The 25,816-nt window shown below is 65.2% G+C and carries 24 protein-coding genes; 9 read left to right on the plus strand and 15 right to left on the minus strand.

The features are described 5' to 3' along the window. Positions 1-90 precede the first annotated feature (90 nt). Positions 91-1,113 carry an alpha/beta hydrolase family protein gene (locus tag K414_RS0124735; protein WP_027498369.1) on the plus strand — a complete coding sequence of 341 codons (1,023 nt, stop codon included), beginning with the start codon at positions 91-93 and terminating at the stop codon, positions 1,111-1,113. 36 nt (positions 1,114-1,149) lie between these two features. Beyond that, positions 1,150-2,115, plus strand: coding sequence for a glucosyl-3-phosphoglycerate synthase (locus K414_RS0124740; protein WP_027498370.1), 966 nt, complete (start codon positions 1,150-1,152; stop codon positions 2,113-2,115). 176 nt (positions 2,116-2,291) lie between these two features. Here the strand turns inward: K414_RS0124740 and K414_RS0124745 are convergent, their stop codons facing one another. The 10 genes from K414_RS0124745 to K414_RS0124790 all read right to left on the minus strand — a co-directional run bounded on the left by K414_RS0124745 (position 2,292) and on the right by K414_RS0124790 (position 14,720). Further along, positions 2,292-3,881 carry an AMP-binding protein gene (locus K414_RS0124745; RefSeq protein ID WP_027498371.1) on the minus strand — a complete coding sequence of 530 codons (1,590 nt, stop codon included), beginning with the start codon at positions 3,879-3,881 and terminating at the stop codon, positions 2,292-2,294. Positions 3,882-3,981: 100 nt separating this feature from the next. Beyond that, positions 3,982-5,250 carry an ABC transporter permease gene (locus tag K414_RS0124750; protein WP_027498372.1) on the minus strand — a complete coding sequence of 423 codons (1,269 nt, stop codon included), beginning with the start codon at positions 5,248-5,250 and terminating at the stop codon, positions 3,982-3,984. After that, positions 5,247-6,467 (minus strand): ABC transporter permease, encoded by a 1,221-nt coding sequence (locus tag K414_RS27950; protein WP_037219554.1) that lies wholly within the window; start codon positions 6,465-6,467, stop codon positions 5,247-5,249. The genes K414_RS0124750 and K414_RS27950 overlap by 4 nt, the downstream gene beginning before the upstream one ends. Next, positions 6,460-7,962, minus strand: a complete 1,503-nt coding sequence (locus K414_RS0124760) for an ABC transporter ATP-binding protein (RefSeq protein ID WP_027498373.1) — start codon at positions 7,960-7,962, stop codon at positions 6,460-6,462. The genes K414_RS27950 and K414_RS0124760 overlap by 8 nt, the downstream gene beginning before the upstream one ends. Before the next feature lie 18 nt (positions 7,963-7,980). Next, positions 7,981-9,072 carry a BMP family ABC transporter substrate-binding protein gene (locus tag K414_RS0124765; protein WP_237606398.1) on the minus strand — a complete coding sequence of 364 codons (1,092 nt, stop codon included), beginning with the start codon at positions 9,070-9,072 and terminating at the stop codon, positions 7,981-7,983. A gap of 75 nt (positions 9,073-9,147) precedes the next feature. Continuing rightward, positions 9,148-10,578 (minus strand): nucleobase:cation symporter-2 family protein, encoded by a 1,431-nt coding sequence (locus K414_RS27955; RefSeq protein WP_051365276.1) that lies wholly within the window; start codon positions 10,576-10,578, stop codon positions 9,148-9,150. A gap of 57 nt (positions 10,579-10,635) precedes the next feature. Next, positions 10,636-11,142, minus strand: coding sequence for a YbjN domain-containing protein (locus tag K414_RS0124775; RefSeq protein WP_032365194.1), 507 nt, complete (start codon positions 11,140-11,142; stop codon positions 10,636-10,638). Beyond that, on the minus strand, positions 11,139-12,467 hold the full coding sequence (mshA, locus tag K414_RS0124780; protein ID WP_027498376.1) for a D-inositol-3-phosphate glycosyltransferase: 1,329 nt from the start codon (positions 12,465-12,467) through the stop codon (positions 11,139-11,141). The genes K414_RS0124775 and mshA overlap by 4 nt, the downstream gene beginning before the upstream one ends. A 67-nt stretch (positions 12,468-12,534) precedes the next feature. Beyond that, positions 12,535-13,383 carry an alpha/beta hydrolase gene (locus tag K414_RS0124785; RefSeq protein ID WP_037219556.1) on the minus strand — a complete coding sequence of 283 codons (849 nt, stop codon included), beginning with the start codon at positions 13,381-13,383 and terminating at the stop codon, positions 12,535-12,537. A gap of 11 nt (positions 13,384-13,394) precedes the next feature. Further along, on the minus strand, positions 13,395-14,720 hold the full coding sequence (locus K414_RS0124790) for an ROK family protein (protein ID WP_027498378.1): 1,326 nt from the start codon (positions 14,718-14,720) through the stop codon (positions 13,395-13,397). A 332-nt stretch (positions 14,721-15,052) separates the two neighbouring features. Here K414_RS0124790 and K414_RS0124795 point away from each other — a divergent pair, with 332 nt between their 5' ends. Further along, a complete protein-coding gene (locus K414_RS0124795) occupies positions 15,053-15,808 on the plus strand; it encodes an SDR family oxidoreductase (RefSeq protein WP_027498379.1) in 756 nt (251 codons plus the stop codon). Between the two features lie 57 nt (positions 15,809-15,865). Here K414_RS0124795 and K414_RS27960 read toward each other — a convergent pair whose 3' ends face one another. From K414_RS27960 to K414_RS0124810, 3 genes are all read right to left on the minus strand, one after another. Beyond that, positions 15,866-17,104, minus strand: a complete 1,239-nt coding sequence (locus K414_RS27960; RefSeq protein WP_202595084.1) for an Ig-like domain-containing protein — start codon at positions 17,102-17,104, stop codon at positions 15,866-15,868. A 122-nt stretch (positions 17,105-17,226) separates the two neighbouring features. Then, a complete protein-coding gene (locus K414_RS0124805) occupies positions 17,227-18,777 on the minus strand; it encodes an MBL fold metallo-hydrolase (protein WP_027498380.1) in 1,551 nt (516 codons plus the stop codon). Positions 18,778-18,838: 61 nt separating this feature from the next. Then, complete coding sequence (locus K414_RS0124810) at positions 18,839-19,855, minus strand: UDP-N-acetylmuramate dehydrogenase (RefSeq protein WP_027498381.1); 1,017 nt, start codon at positions 19,853-19,855, stop codon at positions 18,839-18,841. A gap of 57 nt (positions 19,856-19,912) precedes the next feature. On the opposite strand from K414_RS0124810, the gene K414_RS0124815 reads away from it, so the two are divergent. From K414_RS0124815 to K414_RS0124830, 4 genes are all read left to right on the plus strand, one after another. Beyond that, the gene (locus K414_RS0124815; RefSeq protein WP_027498382.1) at positions 19,913-20,422 is read left to right on the plus strand and encodes a DUF2505 domain-containing protein; all 510 of its coding nucleotides are present in this window, start codon (positions 19,913-19,915) and stop codon (positions 20,420-20,422) included. A gap of 78 nt (positions 20,423-20,500) precedes the next feature. Beyond that, positions 20,501-21,004, plus strand: coding sequence for a DUF2505 domain-containing protein (locus K414_RS0124820; protein WP_027498383.1), 504 nt, complete (start codon positions 20,501-20,503; stop codon positions 21,002-21,004). A gap of 77 nt (positions 21,005-21,081) precedes the next feature. After that, positions 21,082-21,777 carry a methylase gene (locus K414_RS0124825; protein WP_032386176.1) on the plus strand — a complete coding sequence of 232 codons (696 nt, stop codon included), beginning with the start codon at positions 21,082-21,084 and terminating at the stop codon, positions 21,775-21,777. Positions 21,778-21,803: 26 nt separating this feature from the next. Next, a complete protein-coding gene (locus K414_RS0124830) occupies positions 21,804-22,745 on the plus strand; it encodes a GNAT family N-acetyltransferase (protein WP_152530472.1) in 942 nt (313 codons plus the stop codon). A 3-nt stretch (positions 22,746-22,748) separates the two neighbouring features. On the opposite strand, the gene K414_RS0124835 is transcribed toward K414_RS0124830, so the two are convergent. Then, positions 22,749-23,336 carry a type IV toxin-antitoxin system AbiEi family antitoxin gene (locus K414_RS0124835; protein WP_027498386.1) on the minus strand — a complete coding sequence of 196 codons (588 nt, stop codon included), beginning with the start codon at positions 23,334-23,336 and terminating at the stop codon, positions 22,749-22,751. Positions 23,337-23,446: 110 nt separating this feature from the next. Between K414_RS0124835 and K414_RS0124840 the strand changes: the two genes are divergently transcribed. Continuing rightward, positions 23,447-24,193 carry a DUF2993 domain-containing protein gene (locus K414_RS0124840; RefSeq protein ID WP_027498387.1) on the plus strand — a complete coding sequence of 249 codons (747 nt, stop codon included), beginning with the start codon at positions 23,447-23,449 and terminating at the stop codon, positions 24,191-24,193. Positions 24,194-24,254: 61 nt separating this feature from the next. Here the strand turns inward: K414_RS0124840 and deoC are convergent, their stop codons facing one another. Continuing rightward, positions 24,255-24,905, minus strand: a complete 651-nt coding sequence (gene deoC, locus K414_RS0124845; RefSeq protein ID WP_027498388.1) for a deoxyribose-phosphate aldolase — start codon at positions 24,903-24,905, stop codon at positions 24,255-24,257. A gap of 58 nt (positions 24,906-24,963) precedes the next feature. Here deoC and K414_RS0124850 point away from each other — a divergent pair, with 58 nt between their 5' ends. Further along, positions 24,964-25,806 (plus strand): class I SAM-dependent methyltransferase, encoded by an 843-nt coding sequence (locus tag K414_RS0124850; RefSeq protein ID WP_027498389.1) that lies wholly within the window; start codon positions 24,964-24,966, stop codon positions 25,804-25,806. The last annotated feature ends 10 nt before the right edge of the window (positions 25,807-25,816 follow it).

Genomic DNA, 25,816 nt, shown 5'->3' on the forward strand with positions numbered 1-25,816 from the left:
CGGCACCAGTGATTCGCATTACCGTCCAAAGGCACATCGCGCTCGCCGGAGGTTAGTCGTGCGTGGCTCCCACAATGTCAGGAACCGTTGATGCCCAGTCGATTTCGCCTCGGTCAGGCGACCTTGTCGGCGCTGAGTGTGCTCGCTACCGTCGTCGTTCTCCTATCGACTACGGCGGGGTCGGCTTCCGCCGACACCGTCTCGTCGGTGGTCGGCGTCGAGGGAGTTGCCGACCGACGAGACATCGTATGGGTGCATTCGGCAGCCATGGACCGCGATATCCAGCTCGACGTATTTCGGTCGGCGCAGCCCGGTTCACCCACGCTCTATCTACTTAACGGAGCGGCGGGCGGTGACGGGGGAAGCAGCTGGTTCGATCAGACCGACATCGCCGGCTTCTTCGGAGACAAGAACGTCAACGTGGTGGTTCCGCGGGGCGGCGCTGCGAGCTATTACACCGACTGGTTGCACGACGATCCGGTACTGGGCCGAAACATGTGGTCCACCTTTCTCGGTCGCGAACTTCCTCCGGTGATGGATGCTCTGCTCGACGGCAACGGGGCCAATGCGGTCGCCGGTATATCGATGGCAGGCACGTCCGTTCTGCAGTTGGCCATCGCCCATCCCTCGGTGTATCGATCCGTCGCCGCGTTCAGTGGATGCGCACGCACCAGCGACCCGGTGGGTGCCATGTACGTCAGGTCCGTCGTCGAGGCCCGCGGCGGTGGGTCGACCGCCAACATGTGGGGACCACAGGGCAGCGCCGACTGGATTGCCAACGACCCCTACGTCAATGCCGAGGGGCTGCGCGGCATGGCCGTCTACATCTCGTCCGGAACGGGAGCGCCCGGTGCGTTCGACGTGCCGGGCGGCCCCGGTATCGGCAGCGATTACGGCAAGCTCGCCCAACAACTCGCCGTCGGCGCAGTGATCGAAGCGACGACCGATGTGTGCTCGCAACAGATGCAGAAACGGTTGCAGGAGTTGAACATCGAGGCCACCTACAACTTCCGACCCAACGGGACCCATTCCTGGGCCTACTGGCAACAGGATCTGCACGATTCGTGGTCGGTGATCGCACCGTCGTTGGGGCTGCCGACCGGCCCGTCCTGAGCCGTGCACTCCTCGAGCGATGACGAAGGAAAAGCGATGAACCGAACCGACGTTGCGGGCACTCCGGCTCTGGCTGCCACCTGGGCCCGCTCACCGTGGCCACTGGCAGACATCATCCGGGCCAAACGTGGCCGGACCGTCTCGGTCGTGCTGCCCGCTCTCGACGAGGAAGAGACCGTCGCCGGCGTCATCGCCTCGATGACTCCCCATCTGGGCAGCCTGATCGACGAGCTGGTGGTGCTGGATTCGGGATCGACCGACCGCACCGCGGCGCGGGCCCGCTGCGCCGGTGCCACCGTCGTCTCCAGGGAGGCCGCCCTACCCGGCACACCCGTGGTTCGCGGCAAGGGTGAAGCGCTGTGGCGCGGAGTGGCCGCCACCTCGGGCGACCTCGTGGTGTTCGTCGACTCCGATCTGGTCGATCCCGGTTCGCACTTCGTTCCCTCCCTCGTCGGTCCACTGGTCATGTCCGACGACGTCGAGTTGGTCAAAGGCTTCTACCGTCGGCCGCTGACGATCGGTGACACCACCGACGAGGACGGCGGCGGCCGCGTCACGCAGCTGACGGTACGTCCTCTACTGACGGCGCTTCGGCCCGAACTCGCCGGCGTCTTCCAACCGTTGGGCGGGGAATACGCCGCGACTCGTCGCCTCCTGGAAGCACTTCCGTTCGCCCCCGGCTACGGAGTCGAGATCGGTGTACTGCTCGATACGTGCGACCGGTTGGGTATCGGCGCGATCGGCCAGGTCGGACTGGGAACCCGACGGCATCGAAATCGGCCGACGTCGGAGTTGGCTGTCATGAGTCGGCAGATCATCGCCACGATGTTCTCGCGCCTGGGCCTGAGCGATTCCGGAGCCGGGTTCACCACGTTCTCCACCACCGGAACTCAGCTCTCGATGAGCGTGGCACCGTTGTCTCTCGTCGACCGTCCCCCACTGACCACCCTGGACGAATACAACCGCCTCACCCGATGCCCGGCGATGAGTGCACCCGGCTGATTCGAGCGCGGTTTCACGACAACCTCACGCCCCTGCTACCGACTGAGCGCCCATGTTTGCGCCCGAGGAGGGTCGCGCGGTCGGAAAAAGGGGTGTGCACTATCGAAACCCCTGCGCCACAACACAACACCCCGCCCCACTGAGTGTGAGACGGGGTGTTGTCGTGGAACGGAGTTTTACTTTCCAGCCTCCGCTGCCCGCAGATCCTTACGAAGAATCTTGCCGGCCGCAGACTTCGGCACGATGTCGATGAACTCGACGCGTCGAACCTTCTTGTGCGGGGAGACGCGCTCGGCGACGAACGCGATGATGCCCTCTTCGTCGATCGTGGCACCCTGCTGGCGGACGACGAACGCCTTGGGGATTTCCTCGCCCTCGTCGTCGAGAACACCGATGACGGCCGCGTCGGCGATTTCCTCGTGCGTGAGCAGCAGCGCCTCGAGCTCCGCCGGGGGCACCTGGTAGCCCTTGTACTTGATCAGTTCCTTGAGGCGGTCGACGATGTAGACGACGCCCTCGTGGTCGGCGACGGCGATGTCGCCGGTGTGCAGGTAACCGTCGGAGTCGAGGGTCTCCGCGGTGGCGGAGGGATTGTTCAGGTATCCCGCCATCACGTTCGGTCCCTTGACCCACAGCTCGCCCGGCTTGCTCAATCCCTCTGTGGGCAGCTCGATTTCCTCGAGCGTGCCCGGGTCGACGAGCTTGTTCTCGGTGTTGGCCAGTGGCTGGCCCACCGAGCTGAGCGGCATGTCGTCGCGATCGAACGGGATCGCGTGGCTGACCGGGCTGAGCTCGCTCATGCCGTAGCCCTGACGCACCCGCGTGTTCAAGCGCTTGGCGACGGCCTTGCCGAGCTCCTCGTCCAACGGGGCCGCGCCGGAGAAGATGGTGTGCACGCTCGAGAGGTCGTACTGATCGATCATCGGGTGCTTGGCGAGCGCGACGGCCACCGGCGGGGCGATGAACAGGTAGGTCAGCTTCTGGTCCTGGATGATGCGCAGGAACTCGACGAGGTCGAACTTCGGCATCGTCACCAGGTGCGCGCGCAGCTTGAGGGCGATGTTGAGCAGCACCGTCAGGCCGTAGATATGGAAGAACGGCAGCAGCGCCAGGATCGCGTCGTTGCTGTCGATGCCCACGCGCGGTTCCATCTGGGCCACGTTGGCGACGAGGTTGCGGTGCGTGAGGATGACGCCCTTGGGCACACCCGTCGTGCCGGACGAGTACGGCAGCACGGCAACGTGCGTGGCCGGATCGAACGAGACCTCGGGAGCAGGTGCGCCCTGGGTGAGCAGGTCGCGCAGGCTCGGGTGGCCCGCGGCGCCGTCGAGCACGATGACGTGATCGGCGTCGATGCCCACCTTATCCGCGGCGGCCTTGGCCTGCGGGTACAGCGGGGAGACGGTGAACAGGAACTTCGCGCCCGAGCCGGTGAGCTGCTTGGCGATGTCCTCGGCGGTGTAGAGCGCATTGATCGTCGTCGCAGTTCCGCCGGCACGCAGAATGCCGTGCAGCACCGACGCGAATGCGGGGACGTTCGGCGAATGCAGTCCGACGACGTCGCCGACCTCGAGCCCACGGGCAGCGAGCGCCCCGGCGATCGCGTCGACCTGGCCGATCAGGCTCTTGTAGGTGGTGACGTCACCCGACGTGCCGTCGATGAGCGCAGGCTTGTCCAGATCGGACTCGGCGATGGACCCGAACAGGAAGTCGTAGACGCTCAGATTCGGGATCTCGACGTCGGGAAAGGGACTGCGGAAGCTCATGGCTCTCCTTCGAAAAACTGCGGCAACAATGATCGAACCTTACAGTGAAAGCGGTCACATCAGACTTACGACCCTACCGCTGAGTCAGATGGCGAAACCGTCAACTCCTGGACGCGTACGGTTTGCCCGCCGCGGCCGGTCCTCGCACGTGGCCCACCAGGCCGGCGACGGCGAAAATGGTGACCACGTACGGCAGCATCAGCATGAACTCGCTCGGCACCGGGGACCCGATGATGCCCAGTACGTTCTGCAGATTCGACGCGAATCCGAACAGCAATGCGGCCAGGGTGGCGCGCACCGGATCCCATCGGCCGAAGATGACCGCGGCGAGTGCGATGTAGCCGGCACCTGCGGTCATCTCCTTGCCGAAGGCTCCGACGGACCCGAGCGTGAAATACGCACCGCCGAGCCCGGCGATGGCACCGGCGAGGCAGACGTTCCAGAACCGCGTTCGGGCCACGTTGATTCCGACGGTGTCGGCGGCTTGCGGATGCTCACCGACGGCACGTAGTCGCAGACCCCACTTGGTATGGAACAGACCGAAGAACACCAGGGCCACGGCGATGTACATCAAATAGACGATCAGTGTCTGTCGAAACAGCACCGGACCGAGGATCGGAATCTGCGAGAGCACCGGAATGTCGATGCGCGCGAAGCGCGGTGGCGAATTCAGCGTCTCGGCGTTCTTGGTGAGCACCACCGAGTACAGGAAGCTCGTCAGTCCGACGACAAGCACGTTGAGCACCACACCGACGATGACCTGATTGACGAAGTAGCGAATCGAGAACACGGCCAGCAGAGACGCCGTCAGTGCGCCTGCGACCAGAGCGGCGAGCAAGGCCACGTAGGTCGAACCGGTGATCGACGCGACGACGGCGCTGACGAAAGCCCCTGCCAGCAGCTGCCCCTCGATGGCGATGTTGATGACGCCGACACGCTCGGAGATCACTCCGCCCATCGCACCGAAGATCAGCGGTGTGCTCAAAGCGACTGCGCCGATGAGCAATCCGGGTACGGGGATCGTCTCCCCGTCCGCGGCCCACGCGAGAAATCCGAACACGAACAACACTGCGAACACGGCGAGCAGCCACAGCGGCGTCGACCGGTAACGCGACGCCAACAGGGCCGCGTAGCCGGTGATGACGGCCAGCAATACGACCACGACCAGGCCTGCACCGTACGACGGTACGCCGACGGCGGGCAGTGCGAAGAAGTCGTCTTCCGAGGCCAGCGCGAATGTACTGGTTCCTGAGCCTTTTCGGACCACGAACAGCACCAACGCCAGCAGTGTCACGACCCCGAGGATCGTGGGCACCTTCCAACTACGACCGAGGACCGTCTCTGCGGGTGAGTCGACGGAGGTGGTCACAGTGCACCCACCTTCGCGGTCTCGGCTTTGGCGAGTTTCTCTTCACCGGGTTTGGGCAATCGGAACACCGCTCGCACCAACGGCGGTGCGGCGATGAACAGCACGATCACCGACTGCACGACGAGCACGATGTCGATGGGTACGCCCTCGGCCGCCTGCATGGCGAACCCGCCGGCCTTGAACGCGCCGAACAGGATTCCCGCGAAGAAGACGCCCCACGGTTTGGATCGCCCGAGCAGGGCCACGGTGATGGCGTCGAATCCGATACCGGCGTCGATGTCGGCACTGAAGCCGGTGGTGACCGTACCGAGCACCTGAGCGACACCGGCCAGGCCGACGAGAGCTCCGGACAGGATCATCGCGTAGAGGTAGATGCGGTTGACGTTCATTCCGGCGACGCGTGACGCGTGCGGGTTCTCACCGACGGCACGGAACCGGAATCCGAGGCTCGATCGTTCGAGCAGCCACCACACCGCGACCGTCACGAGGATCACCAGCACGAATCCGAGATGCAGGTTGTACTTGTCGCCGAACAGCTTCGGGAACACGGCCGTCGATTCGATGGGGGCCGTCTTGGGGTTGTTCGATCCCGGAGCCTGCAGCGCACCGGGAGTACGCAGGAGGTACGAGATGAGATAGAACGCAACGTAATTGAGCATGATCGTGACGATCACCTCGTGGGCACCGGTGCGGGCCTTGAGAAATCCGGCGATGCCACCCCAGACCGCGCCGCCGACAACGCCTGCGACAACGGCCACCAGCAGATGGATGCCGGCGGGCAGGCTCACCCCGAAACCGACCCAGCCCGCACATGCGGCGGCGATCAGCATCTGGCCACGACCACCGATGTTGAACATACCGACCCGAAAGGCAAGGGCCACACCGAGTCCGGCGACGATGAGCGGTGTCGCGAACGTCAACGTCTCGGTCAACGGCCGGATGCCGTTCTCGAACCCGGGACGACGGAAGTTGTACACCGACCCCTGGAACAGCGACGAATACGCGCCGGACACCGAATCCCAGATCGCCGTCAGCATGTCCGACGGACGGGAGAAGAAGTAGCCTGCCGATTCCTGGACGCCGGAATTGGTCGCGGCAATGAGGACGGCACCGACGATCAGCGCAAGCAGGACCGCGAGAACCGAGATGATGGCTCTGCCGGTGAAGATCTGCCGAAGTACGACATGAGCTTTCGACGGCTGCTCGGTCTCACTCACCGCGCTCGCCGCCCATCATCAATCCGAGTGTTTCGCGGGACGTATCCCCGGGGACGATTCCCACGATTGCTCCTCGATACATGACGGCTATGCGGTCGGCCAGTGCGGCGACCTCGTCCAGTTCGCTCGACACCACGATGACCGGGATCCCCGAATCCCGGGTGGCGACGATGCGCTTGTGTACGAATTCGATGGATCCCACATCGATTCCGCGAGTGGGCTGCGCGGCGACGAACAGTCGCAGATCGCGGCTCAGTTCGCGTGCGAGTACCACCTTCTGCTGGTTACCACCGGACAGGCGTCCGACGGCGGTTCCGATTCCCGGTGCCCGCACGTCGAATTCGGTCAGTTTCTCCGACGCGAACGTGTCGAGATAGTCCCGCTGTACCGCTCCGCGCCGCACGAACGGCTCGCTGATGGAGCGGTCGAGCATCAGGTTCTCGGCAATCGAGAACTCCCCCACCAGGCCGTCGACGGTCCGGTCCTCGGGCACGAACCCGACGCCGGCGTCGAGCACCTGCTGAACTGTCGCCCCGACGAGAGAGCGACCGTCGAGGGCGATCTTTCCGGATACGTTCTCCTGCAAGCCGAGTAGCGCCTCGACGAATTCGGTCTGCCCGTTGCCCTGCACGCCGGCAATGGCGAGGATTTCTCCCGCGGCGACCTCGAGACTGATGTCGTCGACGGTCTTGTTGCCCTGGGCGTCGAACACCGACAGGTTCTCGACGACCAATGCTGCAGCACCCGGCTCGGCCGGTTCCTTCGAAACGGTCAGCTGCACATCACGTCCCACCATCAACGCGGCGAGTTCGGTGTTGCCTGCCGTCGGCTTCGCTTCGCCGACGACCTTGCCGAGCCGGATGACGGTGATCTTGTCTGCTACTTCGCGTACTTCACGGAGCTTGTGGGTGATGAACACGATGGTGGTGCCCGACGCCGCAAGTTCCCGCATGATCCGCATCAGATCGTCGGTTTCCTGCGGCGTCAGCACGGCCGTCGGCTCGTCGAACACGAGCACCTTGGCTTCTCGAGAGAGCGCCTTGACGATCTCGACCCGCTGCTGCACGCCGACGGGGAGATCGTCGACGAGAGCATCGGGGTCGAGGTCGAAGCCGAACCTCGCGGATATTTCTCGTACCAGCTTTCGTGCTGCCACGAGGTCAAGTCGTCCACCGAGCGAGGTGGTTTCGTTGCCGAGCACGATGTTCTCGGCCACGGTGAACACCGGAATGAGCATGAAGTGCTGATGCACCATGCCGATTCCTGCAGTCATCGCCTCGCCCGGTCCGGCGAAGTTCTGCTCGACGTCGTCGAGCAGGATCTGGCCCTCCTCGGCGCGGTACAGGCCGCTGAGCACGTTCATCAACGTGGACTTGCCTGCACCGTTCTCACCGAGGAGGCAGTGGATCTCGCCGGATTCGACCGTCAGATCGATGTGATCGTTGGCGATCAACGAGCCGAATCGTTTGGTTATACCGCGAAGTTCGAGCTTCATATCCCTTTACGACCGAGGCTACTTGGGTGCCGACGGCGATTCGACGGTGATGGACCCGTCGACGATGCCGGCCTTGATCGTGTCCAGTTCGCCCTGCAGCGCGGGGTCGACCTGGGACTCGAAGTCGTGGAACGGCGCGATGCCGACGCCGTCGTTCTCGAGCGTGCCCACGTACGGGCTGTTGTCGAACTTGTCTGCACCGGAGTTGGCCACTACCTCGTCGACACTGGTCTTGAGGCCCTTGGTCACCGAGGTGAGCAGCAGATCGCCGACCGACGGGTCCGACTCGAACACGTCCGCGTCGGCACCGATGAGTGCCACCGGACGCGAGGAATCCCGAATGGCCTGTGCCGCACTCTGGTAGATGGGTCCACCGACCGGGAAGATAACGTCTGCATTTTGGTCGATCAGGCCCTGGGCGGTGTTCTTGGCGACCTCGTTGGCGGTGAATCCACCGGTGAACGAGCCGTTCTGGGACGGCACGTCCCAGCCGATGACCCGGACCGCCTTGCCCTTCTGCTCGTTGAAGTAGTTCACGCCGTCGGCGAAACCGTCCATGAAGATGGTGACGGTCGGCAGTTGTGAGCCGCCGAAGGTGCCGACCACTCCGGTCTTGCTGTAGCTGGCGGCGGCGTAGCCGGCCAGGAATGCCGACTGCGACGCGTCGTAGGTCAGCGGCTTGACGTTCGGGAGGTCGATCGTGGAGTCGTCGATGATCGCGAAATCGATGTCGGAGTTGGCCTCGGCCGCGACCTTGGTGGCGTCGGCGAGGTCGAATCCGACGGTGACGATCAGGTTGCAGCCCTGATCCACGAGATTGTTGATGTTGGGGGCGTAGTCGGTGGGCGACGCGGACTCGACGGTGCGCGGCTCGACGCCGAGCTCGCTTGCGGCCTCGGTCAGTCCCTCGAATCCGAGCTGGTTGAAGGATTTGTCGTCGAATCCGCCACTGTCGGAGACCATGCAGGGCAGGAAGTCACTCGAGCCGCTCCCGCCCGATCCTTCGTTCTCGGGTGCGGATCCACAGCCTGCGATGAGGGCGATGGCACCGAGCGACGCGACGCCGCCGAGTGCTGCCTTCCGCGTACTCGTGCGGGTAACGAATGACAAGATGTCCTCCAATATCGATGTGTTTCGTCTGTTTCGGGACGGTACCCGCGCGAACCTGGGTGCGCAGGATTTCACTCAGGTGTTCTCGTCGGGCGCGGCCTTGCCGGGCAAGGTCCCGCCGTCGCCGAGTACCCGGGCCTCGTCCTCGCGCACCATCACTGCTGGGCCCGCTGCCACCACCGATGGATTCGACGGCGCACCGGGCTTGAATACGTTGAAGAATACGTTGAGCACCACTGCCACAATGCTTGCGGCACTGATTCCGGAGTGGAACACGGTGACGAACCAGTCCGGGAATTCGTCCCAGAAATCGCTCGCAACAACGGGAATCAGGCCGAACGCCAAGGTCACCGCCACGATCACCACGTTGGAGTTGTTGTCGTAGTTCACCTTGCCGAGAGTGCGGATTCCACTGGCGGCGACCGTTCCGAACAACGCGATGCCGGCACCTCCGAGTACCGGCAGCGGCACGACACCGATGACCGCCGCGAGAATCGGCGAAAGGCCCAGCAGCGCAAGCACGCCGCCGCCCAGGGCCACGACGAAGCGGCTCTTGATACCGGTCATCGCCACCAGACCCACGTTCTGCGCGAACGCCGTCGCCGGGAACGTGTTGAAGATGGGGGCGACGGCCGAGGAGACCATGTCTGCGCGCAATCCGTCGCCTACACGTCGGGAGTCGACGTCGGTTCCGACGACCTCTCCCACGGCCAGGATGTCGGCCGTGGTCTCCACCATCACCACCAGGATCACGATCGTCATCGACACGATCGCGCCGACGGCGAAGATCGGCGAGCCGAAGGCGAACGGGGTGGGCACCGCGACCACCGCGGCATCCCCGACGCCGCCGAAGTCCGTCTTGCCCACGATCAGTGCTGCGATCGTCCCGACGACGAGCCCGAGCAGGATGGACAGGCGCGAGAGCACCTTGATCTTGGTCATCACCAGCACCGCGAGCAGGGTGAACATCGCCAGTCCGATGTTGCCGGGGTCCAGGTACTGGGGGTTCGGCGCACCGCCCACCATTTCCTGGCCGGTGATCCAGCGTGCGGCGACCGGCATCAGCGACAGCCCGATGACGGTGATGATGCTTCCGGTCACCAGGGGTGGGAAGAAGCGGACGATCTTCGAGAAGAACGGGGCGATGGCCAAACCGATCAGCGCGGCCACCAGGACGGCCCCGAGGACCGTGCGGAGCCCGGTTCTACCGTCCTCCGCGCTGCCGATGATGGTCAGCACCGTCGACACCGATGCAAACGAGATGCCTTGCACCAGCGGCAGTTGCGAGCCGAAGAAGGGCACTCCGACGGTCTGCAGCACGGTCGCGACGCCACTGACGAACAGCGCGCACGAGATGAGCAGCGCTTGATCGGCCCCGGACAGTCCCGCTGCTCCGCCCACGATGATCGGGACGGCGATGACACCGCCGAACATGGACAGGATGTGCTGCATGCCGTAACCGAACATCTGCAGCAGCGGCGGGCGAGTGTCCTCGGGCCTGGTCATGACCTCAGGCTAGGAACCGGACGTTACCAAGGGCAATACCCAGCCGTTTCCGGCGAGTTACGGATGTTCCGGCTCGTCGCTGCTGCCACTGGCCACCAGGTGCTCGAACGCCTTCAGATTCGCGAGCGATTCACCGCGTGACACACGCCAGGCCCATTCGCGCTTGATCGACTCCGCGAAACCCAGCTCGAGCAACACGTTGAAGTCGCCGTCGGCGGCCTCGAGGGTCTGACCGAAGATCCGATCGAGTTCGTCACCGTCGACGGCGCGCAACGACATTCGGCCCACCAAGTAGATGTCACCGACCTTGTCGATCGTGTAATGCACTCCGTACAGCCGGCGGTTGCGACGCAGCAGGTATTTGTAGACGCCCTCGAAGTTCTCGTCGGGCTTGCGGCAGACGAACGCCTCGATGCGCACCCCGTGGTGTCCGACGGTCAACATCGTCGTCGTCTTCAGTTTGCGTTCGCCGGGCAGTTCGACGGTGAACACCTCGCCGCGCCGCGTGTAGTCCAGTTCGCGATCCTTCAGGACCCGGTCGATCAGTTCGGCGGTTTCGCTCATGCGGTCACTGCTCCCGATCTGCGCAATTTCGACAATCCTCGGACTCGTCGCGGTGAGAATTCACTCGGTGCCTCGCCTCGATCGAAGTGGAATCGGGCCTGCCGGTAGCTCTCGATCAGGCCGTCCGCGGTGTGTTCCCACGAGAAGTTTCGCGCATGGAGCGGTGCGGCAATTGCCATCTCGGACAACGCCGCTCGATCGACGAGCATCGACGCCAATGCGTCGGCCCAGTCCGTGATGCGGTGTCCCTGCACCAGTCGCCCGGTTTCACCGGATCGCACAGCGACACCGAGCCCGCCGACATCTGCTGCGACGACCGGTGTTCCACAGGCCTGGGCTTCGATCGCCACCAGGCCGAACGATTCGTTGTAGCTCGGCACCGCCACGAGATCGGCGGCTCGGTACACCTGCGCCAGGCGAGCGGACGGCTGCGGCGGCATGAACGTCACGTGCGGGGTGATCCCGAGCGTATCGGCCAGATCGATCAGACTGTCGGGTCGGTCCAACCCGCTGCCGGACGGTCCGCCGACGATCAGGATCCGCAGCGGCATGCTCCGATGTCGTTGCAGCACTTCGGCAGCCGCAGCGACCAGAACGTCGGGGGCCTTGAGCGGTTGGATCCGCCCGACGAACGCGACTACGGCCTCGTCCTGCGAGAGTCCGAGTGCGGCACGTGCAGCCCGCTTGTCTCCCGGATTGTATTGCGCCAGATCGGCTCCCGGGGCAACCACGTCGATCGACTCCTGCCGAGCCCCGTAGATCTCGACGAGCGATTTCGCTTCCTCGGTGGTGTTGGCGATCAATCGATCGGCCTCGGCGACCACCTGCTGCTCACCGATCTGACGGGCCGCGGGCTCGGGTGCATCGCCCTGAGCCAGGGACGCGTTCTTGACGGCGGCGAGGGTGTGCGCCGTGTGCACCAACGGCACTCCCCAGCGATCACGCGCCAACCACCCCACCTGACCCGACAGCCAGTAGTGCGAATGAACCAGGTCGTAGTAGCCGGGCTCGTGCCGAGCTTCCTCGCGGAGCACCCCGGCCGCGAACGCACACAGTTGAGTGGGCAGGTCGTGTTTGTCCAGACCCTCGAACGGCCCCGCGACGATGTTGCGTACCAGCACCCCGGGAGCGGCCTCGACGACCGGCGCATCGCTCGACGACGTCGCGCGGGTGAATATCTCGACCTCGACGCCGCGTTCGGCCAACTGCTTGGCGCTCTGCAGTACGTAGACGTTCATTCCCCCGGCATCGCCCGTTCCGGGCTGCGCCAGCGGGGAGGTATGCAAGGACAACACAGCGACCCTGTTCAGCCGGCGTCCAGTCACTTCTTCAGCGTGCACGCCTCCACATTACGTCGCCACGTCTGCCGCTTCGCACGGCCTGCGCTTTTGCTCACCCGTCCAGACCGTCGACGAATTCGCTCACCTCGCCGAGAAAGCGCTCAGGATCGGCGACGAACGGGCCGTGGTCGACGCCGTCCCAGTACGACGCGCCGGCTCCGGGAATGAGGTCCGCGGCGTGCCGACCGGCCGAGACATCGACGACGGTGTCGTCGGTTCCGTGCAGCACGAAGGCGGGGATATCGAGGTTGCGCAGCAGCTCGTCGTGGCCGACGGTGCGATCGAACAACGCGGCGCGAACCCGCGGCCGGGTGGACAGGGTCAACCCGAACAGGGCCTGCGCCTCGGTGCCTTTTCCTTCCACAGGACCCGTCAACGCGTTACCGAAACTACCCAGTGCCTTGATCGCGATACGCGGTTCTTCGGCCATCGCCCCGGGGATCGCCGCCCGCATGGCCGTACCCACCCGTCCGCCTGCCTCGCCTCTGCCGATACTCGTGATCGCGCCGACGAGCACGATGCCCGCGATCGCGTCCGAGCCGTGGGTCGCGAGATAATCGCAGATCACCAGCCCGCCGTATGACCACCCCAGCAGCACTGCGCCTGCCGTGATGTTCTCGGCGTCGAGCACCGCGGCCACGTCCCCGGCCCAGACCTTCGAGTCGTCGTATCCGGCCTCGGGGGCATCGGAGTAACCGTGGCCACGCAGGTCGACAGCAACGACGCGGTAGCGCGAGGACAGATCGGCCAGCAGCCCGTCGCCCCAGCACGCCGAACTCTGCGCCCACCCGTGCAGCAAAACCAGCGGTCTCGCCGCCGGGTCACCGGTGACCCGGTAGACGATGTTCGTTCCGTCGATGCCGGTGGCCTGCCGAACCGGTCCTGCTGCAGGGGTGCTCATGTGGGGTCAACTTACGCGGCTGCTCGGCGCATCGAGGCCAGTGGATCCGAGTACAGGGAACTGAGCGAAACCACCGTTGCGGCGAATTCCTGCACCCGGTCGCCGAATCCGGTGACCCGAATGTCCCTGCGCGGCAACGTCGAATTGGCCGCGAAGGCCTCCCCCACGTGCGGAATCCCGGCGGGATACGCCGTGAACGCCTGGCCACCAAGTACCACTCGATCCGGATTGAACATGTCGCGTAACAGGGCGACCGTCCGACCCAACGTGACGGCCCGTTCGACGAGCAATTCCCGGGCCGCCTCCGAGCCGTCGGTCGCGGCTCGGTACACAGCGGAGATAGTCGGCCGGGGTTGCGGGGCAGTCGTATGGGTCGCTCCGCGGGCTACGCTCGCGAAAATTTTGCGGTCGATCGCCGCGGTCACGATCGCGCGATCGCTGACGGCCGCTTCGAGGCAGCCCCGGTTGCCGCAGCTGCACAGCACCGACGAGCCGGTGGGCAGGTGAGCGATCGACCCGGGTCCGCTGGACGGAGTGTGCACGCGGCCGTCGATCGTCAGCGCCATGCCTGCGCTTTCGCGTGCATAGAAGTAGAGCGAGGTGCCGGTGCTGCTCGGCGGAGCAGCGGCGTCCAATACGCGGGGCGCGAGCAGAAGTTCCGACGCCGCCATCGCTTCGACGTGGCCGGAAACAGAGATCGGTAGCCCCAACCCACCGCCGATGACGCCCGCCACCTGGGCGTTCTCCCAGCCCAGACGCGGATGATCAACGGTGCCGGTCGTCGTGTCGACACGGCCGCCGAGGGCAACCCCCACCCACAGTGGGGTGCGCCGATGCCATCTGCCGGCGAAGGCCCCGGCGCTGCGGGTGATCGAGGCTAGCGCCGCATCGGCGGACCCGCTGGGCGTGGGAATCTCCACAGCCCCCAGGATCTTTCCGCGCGGGTCGCTGACGATGATCCCGGTGACGACGGCACCGATATGGATCCCGATGGTCGAGAACGGCTCGTGATTGACCTCGAACGGCACGCGGGGGCGTCCGATCGCACCGGCGGCCGTGAGGTCCGCGCGCTCGCGCAGCAATCCGACGCCGAGCAGAGCAGAGACCTGACGATTGACCGTGGCAATGCTCAAACCCGTTGTGCGTGCGGCACTGTCACGCGAGATCGGGCCCTCGACGCATGCGACCCGCAGTACCGACGCCGCGGGACTGTCGGCAATCCGAAGATCGGGCGCGACGAGCTGGACTCGCGATCGCAGCGGGGTGTGGGAGGTGGACCGCGCCGGCGAGCGCAGCGCGGTGGGGCGAGAGTGGTGGTGCAGCGTGGATACGGACATCCGTCGTGTTCCTCAGCAGTGAAAACCTTCGTCTCGTGTGCAACGTCGACGAAAGAGCGAAGTGATGCAGGTCAAGGGGTGAGGCAGACCGGGGAGGTCCACGTCACGCGAATCGACTGCCCGTAGCGCGAGAAGGCTAGAGACAGGTTCCTTGGCCGAGACAACACGATTCCCGAGGAAGCGGGAGGCGAGACCCGAGGGACGCGGTCACATAGGTGACCCGCATCGCGGTGGTCTCGCTGGCGGACATGAACCCAAAATTAGCACTCGAAGCCCGATTGTCCAATTGGGCCCGTCCGGATGCGCTGTTTCTCCCGAACTAGAATTTCTCCATGACCTCGCCCGAACACATCGCACCCGATACCCGCATCGCCGTCGTCACCGGAGCGAGTTCCGGCATCGGCGCGGCCACTGCGCGCCAGCTCGCCGCCGACGGATTCCACGTCGTCATCGGCGCACGCAGGCTCGACCGACTCGAAGAACTGGCCTCGGAGATCGGCGGCACCGCCCTGGAACTCGATGTGACGGACGAGGATTCGGTGGCCGCCTTCACCGCCGTCATCCCCCGCGTCGACGTCCTGATCAACAATGCCGGTGGCGCAAAGGGATTGGCCCCGGTGATCGACGCCGACCTCGACGACTGGCGCTGGATGTGGGAGACCAACGTTCTCGGCACACTCCGCGTCACGAAAGCGTTGCTGCCCAAGCTGATCGATTCCGGCGACGGCCTGATCGTCACCATCACCTCCGTCGCGGCATTCGAGGCCTACGACAACGGCTCGGGATACACCTCCGCCAAACATGCTCAGGCCGTACTGCATCGGACGCTGCGCGGCGAGCTGCTCGGCAAACCGGTGCGGTTGACCGAGGTCGCACCGGGTGCCGTGGAAACCGAATTCTCACTCGTCCGCTTCGACGGCGACGCGGCCAAGGCCGACGCGGTCTACCAGGGCATCACGCCGTTGGTCGCAAGCGACATCGCCGAAGTGATCGGCTTCGTCGCCTCCCGCCCGTCGCACGTCAATCTCGACCAGATCATCATCAAGCCACGCGATCAGGCCGGTCCGGGGCGCTTCTCCCGTAAGTAACCCATGTGAGTGGAACTTCGTAGTGGGCTACGAGGTTCCACTCACATGCGCAGCGCTCTACCCAGCGGGCGCAGGTGCCGTTGTCGTCGCGGGTGCCGTTGTCGCAGGCGTCGTCGTTGCGGCTGCTCCGCCGGCAGGGAGCGCCGACATCGACTCCCACGTCGGCCAGTCGATGGCCCAGTCGTACAGGTCACCGTCCGCTGCGGAGAGGTCGATGCGGGTGCCGGTGACCTCCACCGGATCGCCGTACATCGCCGTGCCGAAGTACTGCTGCGCGTCCTCGGTCGAGAGGTTGATACATCCGTTCGTGACGTTCGATGCGCCCTGCACGCCGGTGGTCAGCGGGTTGGCGTGAATGAACTCGCCGTTGTTCGAGATGCGCACCGCCCAGCGTTCGCGCACGTTCTCGTAGAACGGCGGGTTCGACATCAGGAAGTCCTCGTGCTTCTCGGTGACGACGTGGATGCCGCTGCGGGTCACGTTGCGGTCCTCGTTACCCTCGCCGTAGCTGACGGGAATGTCCATGATCGTCGCGCCGTCGCGCACCACCTGCATGCGGTGGCTGGTGGCGTCGGCGACGACGACCTGGCTGCGTCCGATGCTGAAGTTGAGGGTGACGTCGTCGGCCCCGTAGGCACCGTCGCCGTAGTTCACGCCGTAGAGCTTGGCGTTTACCGAGACCGTCGTGCCGGGCGTCCAGTAGTTGGTGGGACGCCAGTGGATGCGCGAGCCGTTGTCGTCGGGGAACCACGCCCAGGCACCGGGCGTCGGCGGGTTGGTGGTGACGGTCAGCGCCTTCTCGACGGCTGCCTTGTCCTCGATCGCCGAGTCGAACTGCAGGATGATCGGCGCTGCGATGCCGACTTCCTGGCCGTCGCCGATGTTGGTGCTCACCGAGGTACGGCTGTCCGGTTCGACGGTGGTGAAGCTGCCCTCGATCGGCACGGTCTTGTTGTCCGCACCGACGGCGGAACCCGACCACGTGTATTTCACCCCGTACCCGAGTGGCTCGGTGACGGCGTAGGACGCCTTGTCGGGCGCCAGCGCACCCTCAACGACCTTGCCGTCCGGGTTGGTCAGCTCGACCTGGGTGAGCGTTCCGTTCGTCACCGACACCGAGATCGGTGCCACCGGGCTGACGTCGGTGGCACCTTCGGCCGGGTTCTGCGTGATCTGCGCGACGGGCGCTGCCTCGGTCGTCGGTGCCGAAGCACCGGGGCTCTTGGCGCCCGATCCGACGGTGCAGCCGGGTACTAAAGCAACCAGTGCGACGAGCACGGTGACCAACCACACCATGCGCGTCCGTTTTGTCTGTTCTACCTGCTCATGCACGTTGTCCAACGTACCTGCGTCTGCGAACTACCCCACATTTCCCACTGTTTTTGGGGGCAGTCTCACAGCGAACCGTCGACGACGAGTCAGAGCTTCTGCGAGCGCAGCTCGTGTCCCTTCGACGTCAGGCAGCGGCCCGAGTCCAGGTTCCAGTCCCAGCCGTGCAGGTTGCAGGTGAGCTTGTTTCCCTCGACGATGCCGAACTTCGTCAGGTCCGCCTTCAGGTGCGGGCAGCGACGCTGTATCTCGTAGCCGCCCATCGTGATGGTGGCGGTGTCGTCGTGCGCCTCGGAGAACCAGCCGTCGGCGTAGGCGATGCGTTCGTCGGTGAGGCACTTGAAGAACGTGTACAGGAACTCGTTGTACCCGCCGACCCGTCGAGCACGGAACCGGGTGGACAGGAAGATCGAGTTGACCCAGTCCGGCTCCTGATCACGCACTGCCGTGCGCACCAGTTCCGGCGGGATCGTGAAGCTGTATCGGAACTTCTCGTTCGAGATAGGCTCTCGGACAATCCTTTTCGGGAAGTCCAGCACAACCGTCTCGTCACCCATCGTGATCCCGACGGGGTAGCCGATGCCATCACAGATCAGATCCGTCTGCGCCATGATCGGCTCGAACAGTCCGCGCAGCGGCTCGAGCAGCGGCTCGCCCTCGGCCGGTGCCCAGCCTGCCTTCTCGGCTGCGATGACCGACGCCTGACGCTGGGCGTAGGCCTCGATGTAGTCGGCTTTGCCGGTGGTGAAGATGGCTTCGGCGTCGGCCGTGGGGATGGGATGCTCGTGGGACTTCAGATCCGAACCCTCGAACGTGGCCGTCGTGCCCGGAATCATCAGCAGACCCTTGTCGTGCCCGTGCAGTCGCATCTGCTCGAGAAACACCATCTGGTCCGGGAACACGTTGGCCGGGTCGCCGTAGACGTCGTTGAGCGAGCGCAGTTCGTCGTCGAGGAAACACGGCGGGCCCGCCGACGGAATGACCCACGTGGAGCCGACTTGCTCGATGTACTGGCGCGCACGATCCATCTGTCGCTGACGCTTCTGGATGCCGAAGTTCCGCTTCGCGCGCGAGACCATGTCGTAGACCATCGGGTACCAGATCGCGCCCGAATACTGCAGCATGTGGACGTCGACCGGACCGAATTGCTCGGTCATCATGTCCAGGTCCACCGGCCGCGCGTCGTTCATGTTGAACGCGACGGTCTTCCCGTCGGACACCACCAGGCCGGAATCGCCGATCGGGCCGTCGGCAGGCGCGCGGAGCGCGATGATCATGATGTCGAGATCGCCCTTGGGCCCGGTCAGCGTGTGCTTGACCGAGTCGGTGGTCTCGTAGAACTTGTGAAAGCCGAGCTTCTCCAGCTCGTGCTTGAGATCGAGCACCGGGTAGTCCGGCAGCAGGACCGTCGCGTCCTTGTTGACGTGTTCGGCCAGGTTGCGGGGATCGAAGTGATCCTTGTGCAGGTGCGAGACGTAAAGGTAATCGCAATCACCCAACTCGTCCCAGTCCAGGCCCGAGTTGTCGGGGAAAGGGAACCACGACGCGTAGAAGGACGGGTTCACCCACGGATCGCACAGGATGCTCCCCGCCTCGGTCCGAATATGGAATCCCGCGTGCCCCACGCTGGTGACCTGCACTGACTTACCTCCTACGAGCCGAACTCTCGAATCTCCATCGTATGCGCCGTTTCAAGCGTCCCTAACCCAGAGCGCAGTTGACGAGGTCACACTCGGGGGTCAGCGTGACCCCGAACTTCTCTCGCACACCGTCTCGGACGTGCGCGGCAAGAGCCATGATGTCCGACGCGGTGGCCCCGCCCCGGTTGGTGATCGCGAGTACATGTTTGGTCGACAGGGCCGCGGTACCGCGGCCGAACTCGGTGCCGTAGCCCCGAGGGAATCCCGAGTTCTGAATGAGCCAGGCCGCCGGAATCTTGGTGCCGGCCGGGTCGGGGAAGCTCGGCGCGTGGGTTGCCTGCTCCGGCACCTCCGGCAACACCGGGTTGAGGAAGAACGACCCCACGCTCCACGTGTCGTGATCGGCCGCGTCCAGCACCATTCCACGCTCACCACGCAGCGCGAGCACCGCTGCGCGTACGTCGGGCACCGGAACGACGTCGCCGATCTGCACATCGAGCCGCTCCGACAACGCCGCGTAGCGCACCGGCAGTGATTCGGTGGTCTTCTTCAGCGCGAACGTCACGTCCAGAATCACGTAGCGCGACGATCGCTTGAACACCGACGAGCGATGCGTTCCGAATCCGCACTGCTCCGGCGTCCACACCGACGTCTCCTGGGTCTGCCGGTCGTAGACGGTGAGACTGTGCAGCAATTCCGACGTCGACGCACCGTAGGCCCCGACGTTCTGAATCGGCGTCGCGCCGGTCGTTCCAGGAATCCCCGAGAGTGCCTCCATCCCGGACAGACCTGCATCGATCGTCGCCTGCACGACGGCATCCCACTCGACGCCCGCATCGACGGTCACGATCTCTCCGTCGATGTCCAGTCGCGAACCGGTCACCCGAATCACCCGACCGTCGAACCCGTCGTCGCCGACGACCAGGTTCGATCCCCCGCCGACGACCAGCACGTCTGTTCCCGCCCGGTCCGCGTCGCGCACGGCAGACACCAGTTCGTCACCCGTCGTCGCGACACAGAATTCACGGGCTGGGCCGCCCACCCGGATGGTGGTGAGTTCGGAAATTGCAGTAGGCACGGACTCCCACGCTACCGGTCGCACACGAACGCGAGAGTCACCCGGTAACCTGCGGGGATGCCTCGCCCTATTGAGCACAGTTCGACTGTGCCCGCCTCCGCCGACAAGGTCCACGCAGCGCTGACCTCCGAGCAGTACTGGAAGGACCGCATCGAGCAGATCGGCGGCCCCGGTGCCAGCTTGAAGAGCGTCACCGTCGGCGACGGCACCATCGACGTCGTCATGACCCAGTCTGTCCCCGAAGAGGAGTTGCCGTCCGCGGTGACCGCCTTCAAGAAGGGCGACCTCATCATCGAACGCACCGAGAGCTGGGGACGATTCGACGGCACCCATGCCGCGGGCACCTTCGGAGCCACCGTCGAAGGAGCACCCGCGCGCATCACCGGCACCACCACCCTCGACGGTAGGGGCGAGACGACCACCGTCGCTCTGGCCGGCACCACCGAGGTCAAGGTCCCCATCTTCGGCGGGAAGATCGAAGCGATGATCAGCGAGCAGGTCCTCTCGCTCATCGACAACGAGCAGGACTTCACCGGTAACTGGATCGCGGCGCAAGCAAGCAGCTGAGCCTGGTCGTTCCGCAGGCTCCACTCCTGGGTAACCTGGTCGCTCCGCAGGCTCCGCTCCTGGGTAACCTGGCGCACTATGGCTCGCCGAATGAACTACTCCGCCCGGTTCACCCACTCGACGCAGCAGGTCTATGCAGCGCTGTCCAGTCGCGAGCACTGGGACGCGCGCATCGAGGAGATGCGTAAGTATTCGGAGAACGAGCTGAAGAGCTTCGAGGTGTCCGACGCCGGAATCGACATCGTGATGCACCACGTCATCCCCCGTACCGAATTGCCCGACATCGCACAGACGGTGATGAAGAAAGACATGGTCATCACCCGCAACGTGCATTTCGACGCGTACGGGGAAACCACGGCGGGGCACTACGACGCGTCGATTCCGGCCGGACCCGGCTCACTGAAGGGCACCACGTCACTGTTCCCCACCAACAGTGGCTCGACGCTCCGCACGTCCTCCGAGGCCAAGGTGTTCCTGCCGTTCATCGGCGGCAAACTCGAACAACTGATGCTCGTCAACCTCATCGACCTGTGGCGCGGCGAGGGCGAAGTGACCGCCACCTGGCTCGAGAAGAACGCCTAGCCCTGAACAAGCCTGAGGGTGTCATCACCCGCGGCACCACCGGCATCAATCGGTTGCGTCGCAGCGACCGGTGGTTGATGCACGATCCCGATGTCCGACGCGTCCTGCGCGAATCACCGGACCCCCTCGTCGTCGACCTCGGGTACGGGGCGATGCCGAACACGACTCTCGAACTCGCGGGCCGACTTCGAACCGTCAGGCCCGATCTCCGAGTCACCGGTCTGGAAATCGATCCCGCGCGGGTGGTCGAAGGAAGCGGCGGCGTCGAATTCGCCCGTGGCGGCTTCGAGTTGGCCGGACTGCGACCGAATCTGGTGCGGGCCTTCAACGTGCTGCGGCAATATCCCGAGGACGCGGTTCCCGGTGCCTGGCACCGCATTCTGTCGGGCCTGGCACCCGGCGGCCTGTTGGTCGACGGCACCTGCGACGAACTCGGTCGACGCTGCGCGTGGGTGCTGCTCGACGCCGATGGGCCACGATCTCTGACTCTGGCCTGGGACCCGTTCGATGTCGAGATGCCGTCGGACATCGCGGAGCGGCTTCCGAAAGTGTTGATACACCGCAACATCGAGGGCGAGCTGATCCACGATGTGCTCCGCCGAGCCGACCGCGCATGGTCGGTCTCGGCACCACTGGCCCCGTTCGGACCCCGCCTGCGTTGGCGGGCGGCATTGAAAGTGCTTGCAGAGCAGGGACTCCCGGTCGCACTCCCCCGCCGCCGCATGCGAGACAACGTGCTCACAGTGCCCTGGTCGACGGTCGCCCCGACGTGACCGATCCTGCTGCGAAGGAAATACGCATGAACACACCTGACGCTCTCACGGTGAGGCCGTGTGTGCGCGACGACCTCGAAATACTCGAGCAGTGGCGCACTGTGGATCCAGTCGAGTGGGTCGATTCGACTCGCCTCCACGAGGACATGGCATCGGGCAATTACCGGTTCGAGTGGATATGGCTCGCCGAACGCGCCGGCCGTCCGGTCGGGCGCGCGGTGTGGTGGGGCCGTTCCGACGCAACGAGCCCGGTCACCCTCGACTGCTTGTCGGTCGCCCCGGACGAGGAGAGACCGGACGACGTCGGCGCCGCCCTGGTCGGTGCCGCCCGTGCAGCGTTCGATCACAGCATCGCACTGGAGTTCAATGTCGATGTGCCGGTGGGGAACTCGATGGACGACTCCCTGTCGCGGGCGTTGGCGTGGCGCGCATCGGCTGCGTACGGAGGCGGATTCACCCGCACGACCGAACGCGTCTCGTTCGCCCGGACGGCTGACGCCCCGCCGCCCGAGACGTCGACCCGACTGCACTTCTCGGCGGGCACCGATGCAGAATTCCTCGAGGTGTTCGAAGCCGTCGCAGCCGGAAGCCTCGACTCCCATACTCGAGAGATGGTCGCCGAGCACGGCGTCGCCACACTCGCCGCGGACGATCTCGTCTTCTATGGTTCGCTACCGGGGCGGCGGGAGTCCTGGCAGATCGCCGGCCGACTCGACGGCACGACGGTGGGCTTCGTCGTCCCGACCAGAAATGCCTACGACGCGGCCATTAGCTATCTCGGGGTGTTCCCCGAGCATCGTGGTCAGGGCTATGTCGACGATCTACTGTCCGAGATGGTCCGGATACACCACGACGACGGGCAGCACCGCATAGTCGGAACCACCGATGCAGCAAACGCACCCATGCGAGCAGCCTTCGAGCGCGCAGGCTTCGTCGTCACCCGCACCCGCATCGTGCACGCGGGCTAGCGATCACGTACAGGCGGACAGCGCCAGTTCGACGCGTTCGGCCACTCGATCGGTGCTGCTGCCGGCCTCGGAGTACAGCGCCTGCGGGTCGACGCGACCGATGGCCACGGCGTCGCCCACCACCTCGTCGAGGGTGATCTGCGAGATGCCACCTGCGGCGAGGTCGAGGACCGTGCGTACGGGAGTGGTGATGTTGAACGTGCCGGCCGATTCGACGTCACGCGGCTCGAGCCGCAGTCGATGCACTGCCAGGCGAGTGTCGGTGAGTCGTAGGTCTCCGAACGCGCAGAGATGTACGAACTGCGGGTGCAGGTGTCCGAAACCGTGCAATTCGGCGGCGCTCTGGTGTGAGATCACTGCCTCGCCGCCGAACCACGCGCACCACATGGCGAACACTTCGAGTTCGCTGTGCGGCCACTGCCCGAGCCGAAACAGGTTGCGCTCGACGCGAGTCCACGTGGACGTGGCCAGGTTGACGCGCACCATCGCAGAGTCGAAGCCGAGTTCACCGGCCTGTTCGGCGGTGAAGTAGCCGTCCTGCCGGGTAGCGAGCGAGTGCAGCTCCTGCACACTCGGTCCTATCGTGCTCATGCAGCAAGAGTACGTCAGAATGTGTTACACATCACAAACTTTCGAATCGAATCCCCGGACTCGGCGAGTTTCACAGAGCTTGCTCAGAAACTTCGGGAAGACTGCCGGGAATGACATCCTCAGCCAGGCGCAGCACAGTACCGCTGATCGCAGTCTCCGTTGTTGTCGTCCTCCTCGTCGCCGTCATCGGCGGAGAACTGTTCGTTCGGCAGCAGATCAAATCCTGCCTCGCCGGCCAGCTCGAGTCCGAGCTGGGCAGCCAGGTGGAGGTGGGTCTCGGCTTCAAGCCGGTCTTGCTGTCCTTGGTCGACAAGAAGGTTTCGTCGGTGACCGTCGACAGCGACGATGCTCGATTCGGCCCTGCCGAGGGCATGGTCGTGCACGCCGAGGCGAACGATCTGAATCTGACCCAGAGCGCCGACTCCGGCGGCACCATCGGTAGCTCGAGTGCCGACATCTCGTGGTCGACCGACGGCATCACCCGCACCCTGCAGAGCCAGGGCATCGGTGCCATCGTCTCCGGGGTCACGTCCGACGCGTCGGCGGGCACCCTGGAGTTCGCCGTCGGCGCGCTTGCGAAGCTGACCGTCAAGCCCCAGGTCACGGGCGGCAAGGTCGACGTCCAAACCGTCGACGCATCGATTCTGGGCCTGGGAATCCCCACCGATCTGGTCGATTCCGTCGTCGGCGTGCTCACCGACAGCCTGCAGGCGTACCCGCTGGACATGGCTCCGACGTCGCTGACCGTCACCGACTCCGGCATCGAGCTCGCCCTCGAAGGTGGCCAGTACACCATCCCGGCCACCCAGCAGAACCAGAATCAGCAGACGCCTGAGGGTTGCTCCCTGGTCGCGTAACCCACGTGAGCGGAAACTCGTAGCCCACTACGAGTTTCCGTGCACGTGCGACGCAGTCGCTCTAGTTCAACCCGTCGAGTACCGCGCGGGTCCCCGATAGCCCCAACCGCGTGGCACCGGCGTCGATCATGGCCAGGGCAGCATCCGTGGTGCGGATGCCGCCGCTGGCTTTGACGCCCAATCGTCCGCCGACGGTCTCGGCCATCAGCCGCACCGCCTCGACGCTCGCGCCGCCTGCGGGATGGAATCCGGTGGATGTTTTGACGAAGTGAGCTCCGGCCTTCTCGGCGGCGCGGCACACTTCGACGATCGCCTCGTCGGACAGCGCTGCCGATTCGATGATCACCTTGAGTACGGCGTCGCCGATGCCTTCGCGGACGGTCACGATGTCGGCCAGTACGGCGTTGTAGTCCCCCGCGATGGCCGCGCCGACGTCGATCACCATGTCGACCTCGTCGGCACCCTGCTGCACCGCCAGTCGCGCCTCGGATCCCTTGATCAGCGAATGATGCTTGCCCGACGGGAATCCGGCCACCACAGCGGTGAGCATTCCCTCGGCGCGAATCGGCAGCATCGACGGGGAGACGCACACAGCGAGCACTCCCAGCTCGCGGCCTTCCTCGATGAGGGCCTCCACATCGGCGGCCGTGGCCTCCGGCTTGAGCAGGGTGTGATCGACCATTCCGGCGAGGGCGGCGCGGGTGAGTGTCATGAACCCAGCTTTTCACAGCACCGCATGTCGCGGCCCTGCCGGTCTACCATTCTCGGCTATGGACGCAGCCTCGCTCGCCGACACGTTCAACGCCACCAGCAGGGAGTTCGACGCGGTGACGCCGCTGGTCTGGGGCCCGGCCGGGCAGTCGCTGACATTCGCTCTGGGGCTGCGATCCGGCGACGCCGTACTGGACGTGTGTTCCGGCACGGGAGCGTCCGCGCTCCCCGCCGCGGCAGCTGTCGGCCCGGACGGCCTGGTCCATGCCGTCGACCTCGCCGACGACCTGCTGGAGGTGGGCCGGGTGAACGCCACCGAGCGCGCCCTGCGCAACATCGACTTCGTCGTCGCCGACGCCACGGCCTGGGAACCGCCGTCGACCGTTCCCGACGCCGGATACGACGCCCTGGCGTGTTCGTACGGCATCTTCTTCCTGCCGGATCCCGAGCGGGACTTCTCGCGTCTGGTCTCGCTGGTCCGGCCGGGTGGCGGCGTAGGGGTGACGGTGTGGCGTCAGGGCGCGATCGAGGCGTTCTCCCGTGCGTACTTCGAGGTGATCGCAGCACATTCTCCGTCCACCGAGCAGGTGGGCCGCCGTGCGCAGGAGGGGTACGACAAGCACCCGATCCGGCGCATGGAGACGGCCGATCTGCTCGGTACGTGGCTCGCGGCGGCGGGTACGACGGACGTCCAGGTATCCGAGCTGAGCAATCATGTACCCGCCACGGAGTCGTTCGTGTGGAGCTTCGTGTTGGGCAGTGCTCTGCGCGGTGCCCTCACCCCGTTCGACGACGCAGCCGTCGGGCGGATTCGAGCGGACTTGTTCGCGTCGCTGACCGAGCGCGGCATCGATTCGATCGATCTCGGGACACTGGTGGCAACCGGGTTGCGAGCGCCCTGAGAGAATTGCC

The sequence above is a fragment of the Rhodococcus sp. JG-3 genome (assembly GCF_000482405.1).
Taxonomy (GTDB): domain Bacteria; phylum Actinomycetota; class Actinomycetes; order Mycobacteriales; family Mycobacteriaceae; genus Rhodococcoides; species Rhodococcoides fascians.

Excerpts from the sequence above, each read along its gene's own strand:
- K414_RS0124775 (WP_032365194.1), bottom strand. The coding sequence starts at position 11,142 with ATGAGCGAAACCGCCGAACTGATCGACCGGGTCCTGAAGGATCGCGAA.
- K414_RS0124835 (WP_027498386.1), bottom strand. The coding sequence starts at position 23,336 with ATGAGCACGATAGGACCGAGTGTGCAGGAGCTGCACTCGCTCGCTACC.
- K414_RS0124760 (WP_027498373.1), bottom strand. The coding sequence starts at position 7,962 with ATGAAGCTCGAACTTCGCGGTATAACCAAACGATTCGGCTCGTTGATC.
- K414_RS0124745 (WP_027498371.1), bottom strand. The coding sequence starts at position 3,881 with ATGAGCTTCCGCAGTCCCTTTCCCGACGTCGAGATCCCGAATCTGAGC.
- K414_RS0124740 (WP_027498370.1), top strand. The coding sequence starts at position 1,150 with ATGAACCGAACCGACGTTGCGGGCACTCCGGCTCTGGCTGCCACCTGG.
- K414_RS27955 (WP_051365276.1), bottom strand. The coding sequence starts at position 10,578 with ATGACCAGGCCCGAGGACACTCGCCCGCCGCTGCTGCAGATGTTCGGT.
- K414_RS0124815 (WP_027498382.1), top strand. The coding sequence starts at position 19,913 with ATGCCTCGCCCTATTGAGCACAGTTCGACTGTGCCCGCCTCCGCCGAC.
- K414_RS0124785 (WP_037219556.1), bottom strand. The coding sequence starts at position 13,383 with ATGAGCACCCCTGCAGCAGGACCGGTTCGGCAGGCCACCGGCATCGAC.
- K414_RS0124795 (WP_027498379.1), top strand. The coding sequence starts at position 15,053 with ATGACCTCGCCCGAACACATCGCACCCGATACCCGCATCGCCGTCGTC.
- K414_RS0124735 (WP_027498369.1), top strand. The coding sequence starts at position 91 with ATGCCCAGTCGATTTCGCCTCGGTCAGGCGACCTTGTCGGCGCTGAGT.
- K414_RS0124840 (WP_027498387.1), top strand. The coding sequence starts at position 23,447 with ATGACATCCTCAGCCAGGCGCAGCACAGTACCGCTGATCGCAGTCTCC.
- K414_RS0124820 (WP_027498383.1), top strand. The coding sequence starts at position 20,501 with ATGGCTCGCCGAATGAACTACTCCGCCCGGTTCACCCACTCGACGCAG.
- K414_RS0124790 (WP_027498378.1), bottom strand. The coding sequence starts at position 14,720 with ATGTCCGTATCCACGCTGCACCACCACTCTCGCCCCACCGCGCTGCGC.
- K414_RS0124850 (WP_027498389.1), top strand. The coding sequence starts at position 24,964 with ATGGACGCAGCCTCGCTCGCCGACACGTTCAACGCCACCAGCAGGGAG.
- deoC (WP_027498388.1), bottom strand. The coding sequence starts at position 24,905 with ATGACACTCACCCGCGCCGCCCTCGCCGGAATGGTCGATCACACCCTG.
- K414_RS0124830 (WP_152530472.1), top strand. The coding sequence starts at position 21,804 with ATGAACACACCTGACGCTCTCACGGTGAGGCCGTGTGTGCGCGACGAC.
- K414_RS27960 (WP_202595084.1), bottom strand. The coding sequence starts at position 17,104 with ATGGTGTGGTTGGTCACCGTGCTCGTCGCACTGGTTGCTTTAGTACCC.
- K414_RS0124825 (WP_032386176.1), top strand. The coding sequence starts at position 21,082 with ATGCACGATCCCGATGTCCGACGCGTCCTGCGCGAATCACCGGACCCC.